We start from the raw sequence: 3901 nt of genomic DNA on the forward strand, positions 1-3901 counted from the left end.
ACAAGGAAAAACTATACACAGGTTTTGGGGGTGGTGCAAATCGGGTGGGTGGTTTTCGGCGGTGACCGTGGACACTTAATCCAAATAGGCCGTTTCGGAGCTTACAAAGCAACCGCGCCAGTAAATGTCCAAGGAATCTAGAATTCCCTCGTCCCGCCAAATCCGTTTATGCGCTTGCGCTAATTGTTCTCCTAGGATTCCCCTCTCTTCAGCCTGTTACAACGCCCTGAGTGCGCCCGTGCCGTAAGCGCTCAACAACTTCGCAGAGAAGTCCGCGCTCATAGCCGGTCAAGACACGAAGCGATCAATCCCCAAGCCATCAACTGCGGCCTGAACCTCCTGAGCTCTCATCGGCCGGCTTGCATCGCTCTCGCTAGATGGTCGATCCGAACGCTCCTGCTGGAAGCGGCACGTATCGAGGTCCCCGTAGATTCCACGACAATCGGAGCTGCATCGCTGAGGCTCACGGAAGCGTATGCCTAGAAGTAGCGACCCGCGTTCATGGATAACCCGGCAGATGCCAGCGAGGTCGCTGATTCAACTGCTCCTGTAGCCGGAACCATCGGGGTAACCAACACGAGAGGGGAGCCGCAACCACCATCTGCGAACGCATGAGCCGTTTGGAATTGCGCCTGGGCGTTGGCCAACTGGACTACTCGTGCACGTGGAGCGCCTCGTCCCATAGAACGCCACATGTCGTCAATGAGCGCTTCCATCGAACCCTGGTTGTGGAGCGCCACATAGGCAGCTCCCTTGCGGCTTCATCCCCTCGCCCCTGTCCACCAGAAACTGCATGTACTTCCGCTGAATTGCGGCACTGCCCGCTTGGTTGGTCAACGTGGGCACGGCTTCCATCGCGTGTTCGCCCTTCCCTGCAATCCCCGCATTGTTGGGATCAGCTTGGCTGAGTTCGGCAAGCCCAAGCTGTCGCGGGCCGGATGAAGGGGTGGTGCGTCTAGTGCCGTGCCGCATGATGCCGGAAGCTGATGAGGGAGGCAGCAGCTTCAACGATAAGTTGTCCGAGTTTCACGTAAAATCCCAATGCCAGCAGGCACTGCCGGCTGACGCTGCATCGCAGGCTCCGTAAGCCGGGCTCGGAAAGTCCCGTTTTTGCTCCGCCATCCAATAGTGCTCTTCGGATCCAATGGAGATTACCGGAAGTGTCGTCCTGGGTGCGCGCAACCAACACTTTCTCTAATACGGTAAGCAAGACACGGATCGATTGGCTCTTGGAGCCACCAACCTGATTTGCTCGCGTGGTTTAGGACCGGGTCCGATTCCTGAAAGCCAGTACTGCGTTGTCGGATCGTCCCACTGCAGAAGGGGCCCGCAAATTCCGTTCCGAGATCGGCTTGTGAATATAGCGAGCGCGCCAGCGCAATAGTAAGTACATAGGACTGCGGCTAGCCTTGAATAGCTGCACCTGGAACGAACAGCAAGCTGGCATCATTGTAGGCAATGGCCTCATCGCCCTCTGCGAGGATGGCTACACCACGGACGTACCTACACCAATGAAGTGATGCTTTGAAGTACACCGCGTTAGAACGCTATTGCCTCGTTACCGGCCATACACACAGTGGAGTGACTCCCGATGAGCAGCAGAGCGACTACCAAGCTGGGGTCGCCGAGATTGACGGTCAGCTGTGGCGCATCAGGACCGCACGGATCACGCCCACCAAGTCAGGTGGGTTCGTAGCCATATGGAAGCGTGACAATACTGGGACTACTGCGCCCTACGAATTCGACGAAAGGCTCCACGGGGTCCTGGTCTTCATCGAGGAAGGCAAAAACTTCGGAGTCTTTCGCTTCGCTCAACAGCATCTCGAGCGCCTGGGCATCTTCGCCTCAACGTCCTCTCCGGGCAAGCGTGGTTTCCGCATCTATCCTTCTTGGACCACTGGGCTCAAGGGACAAGCAAAGAAAAGCCAGGAAAGTCAGCTGCCTGCGTTCACGTTACTAGCCGGCTAGCTCAGGGCGCTCGGACGTCTACTCCATCTCCATGCGCCGAAACCGCAGCTCCCTTTGTGCACCGCGCAGAGGCGACCCATCAAACGGAAGTTCACCAAGGTCTACGGCCATCGCCGCTTTCAGGGCTAACTGGTTGGCAGACTGCGCAGCACGGCCAGTTAGCCCCAGCCCTCCGGCAAGTTCGTCCCAGTGCCTCCTCTTCAAGTTCTTTGCCTTTCCTGCGACGGTCAGCGCCATGGTGACATCGCCGTAGACCAAGGTGCAGGGGATGTCATAGATGGGTGCAACGCTAAACCGTCCATCCTCGTCCGCCAGAATCGAAACGTTCTTTCCATGCAAATCGCCGTTGCCGGTTAGCCAGGCAAAAACGAACTGCATGTACAGATTGCGTCTCGCGAGCACCGGAGCTTGGCACTGTAGCGCTAACGCCTCAATGACTTGCTCCGTTCCCACGGCATACTTGCTTGCCGGCGGAAGGTTCAGTACCTGCATGGCATCTTCCAATGCCAACCGGATCGTATGGTCTGTTTTCCCGACGGCTTTGCGATCGAATCTCTCGACCAGGAGCCCCTGGCTCCCCTTCGAGTCCAGAACTAGCTGATTGCTAACCACCGGAAGCTTGAGCGCTTTTGCTGCCTTCAGGTGCTGGGCCTCGTTAACCACCAGATGCGGGTGATCACGAGGATCGAGCTTGAGCAGATATGCGCTGTTCTTGAATTCCACTGGAGTCGTCAGCATCGTTGCGCTGATCTTGTCTTGCACACCAGGTATCGAGTGGCGGTCCAGGGTCCGTGCGAGAACTGAGAAGTCAAGGTCAGCTGCGCTGCTGAACTCGGCAACCACCGGAGCTTGTTCCAGTGCCGACCCCGCCGGGACAATGCGAACGTTGCCGGGGGTATCAGAGCCAACGGCCATCAACAGAGTCAGCTCGTCGGAGAGGCTAGTCTTAGTTGCGTCTTTGAGGACAGTAAGACGATGGCCTTCGGGTAATAGCCCCGAGAAGAACGACGGCAAGGCGCCCCCGGGGCCAACGTATGGCTCCCGGGAAACAGGCAAAGATGTAGCAATGGCCGAGCGGCCGCCTGCAAGATAGTTCTCGTCATAGGTGAAGGCAACGCTTCCATCTGCTTGCCTAGTTAGATAGCCAGCCAGGCTTTCGTTGCAGTACACGTCAGCCTGAGTGACAAGCTTGAGGTCTTGGAGTTGTGGATTCATTGAGCCACAACAATTCGCAGGCCGAGAACATTTGCTACAGAGAACACGGCATCTATGGATGGGTTCCCCGCTCCGCGCTCTATGGAGCGCAGTGTACGTTCGGCGATGCCGGCTAATTCAGCCAGCTGCTCCTGCGTCAGGCCATTCTGTTTTCTGGCGCGTTGCAATTCTGCTCCGAGCTCCGTCACTGAATTCATGAATGATCCTTTTCCGGCAGTATGTCGCCGATTGGCAACATTCTGTTCCCAATCATTCACTACAGCACAGAATTCGGCAAGAAGTTACCGGAATGCCGGACTAGCGAAGATGATCGGGCCTCAGACAACCTGATAGGCAAAACTTTGCCGATCTATTGCCCTGGGGAAAGTAATCGCTGCAGAAGAGTAGTGCTCCACCATAGTGGCGCGGTAATCTGCCAGAAGCCGCCTGCCCAACTTAGTCGACTCGAGAGCCTGGGATCCGAACGATGGTCCGCCTGAACTGGACTCACATTCCAGCGCCTGGCATGTCGCTCTCCGCTAAGGCGCCGCGGTCCCCGGTCAGCATCCAAAGCCCGTTAAACAGAAAAAAGGGTGCCAGGCACCCACCCGAACCCCCACCAACCAAAAACACCAACCACCAACACCGGCCGCCCATCCCACCAACCAACCAGCAGTTTGCTGGTTAAACAGGTTTGGGCCCTGACACAAACTGTGTCAGGGCCCAAACCACATATTAT

4 protein-coding genes are annotated in these 3901 nt (G+C 56.9%); 1 reads left to right on the top strand and 3 read right to left on the bottom strand.

What is annotated here, in order from left to right; all coding sequences use genetic code 11:
* Window positions 1-479 precede the first annotated feature (479 nt).
* The gene (locus H6F58_RS18015; RefSeq protein WP_206693804.1) at window positions 480-740 is read right to left on the bottom strand and encodes a hypothetical protein; all 261 of its coding nucleotides are present in this window, start codon (window positions 738-740) and stop codon (window positions 480-482) included.
* Window positions 741-1581: 841 nt separating this feature from the next.
* On the opposite strand from H6F58_RS18015, the gene H6F58_RS17835 reads away from it, so the two are divergent.
* Window positions 1582-1968, top strand: a complete 387-nt coding sequence (locus tag H6F58_RS17835; protein WP_236995226.1) for a MepB family protein — start codon at window positions 1582-1584, stop codon at window positions 1966-1968.
* 18 nt (window positions 1969-1986) lie between these two features.
* Here H6F58_RS17835 and H6F58_RS17840 read toward each other — a convergent pair whose 3' ends face one another.
* Both H6F58_RS17840 and H6F58_RS17845 read right to left on the bottom strand, forming a co-directional pair.
* A complete protein-coding gene (locus tag H6F58_RS17840; RefSeq protein ID WP_195182260.1) occupies window positions 1987-3183 on the bottom strand; it encodes a HipA domain-containing protein in 1197 nt (398 codons plus the stop codon).
* Window positions 3180-3380 carry a helix-turn-helix transcriptional regulator gene (locus H6F58_RS17845; protein ID WP_195182261.1) on the bottom strand — a complete coding sequence of 67 codons (201 nt, stop codon included), beginning with the start codon at window positions 3378-3380 and terminating at the stop codon, window positions 3180-3182. Before H6F58_RS17845 ends, H6F58_RS17840 begins: the two co-directional genes overlap by 4 nt.
* Window positions 3381-3901: the final 521 nt, after the last annotated feature.

This window comes from Glutamicibacter sp. FBE19, assembly GCF_015524875.1.
Classification (GTDB): Bacteria; Actinomycetota; Actinomycetes; order Actinomycetales; family Micrococcaceae; genus Glutamicibacter; species Glutamicibacter halophytocola.

Coding starts and splice junctions, on each gene's coding strand:
- H6F58_RS17845 (WP_195182261.1), bottom strand. CDS start 3,380: ATGAATTCAGTGACGGAGCTCGGAGCAGAATTGCAACGCGCCAGAAAA.
- H6F58_RS17840 (WP_195182260.1), bottom strand. CDS start 3,183: ATGAATCCACAACTCCAAGACCTCAAGCTTGTCACTCAGGCTGACGTG.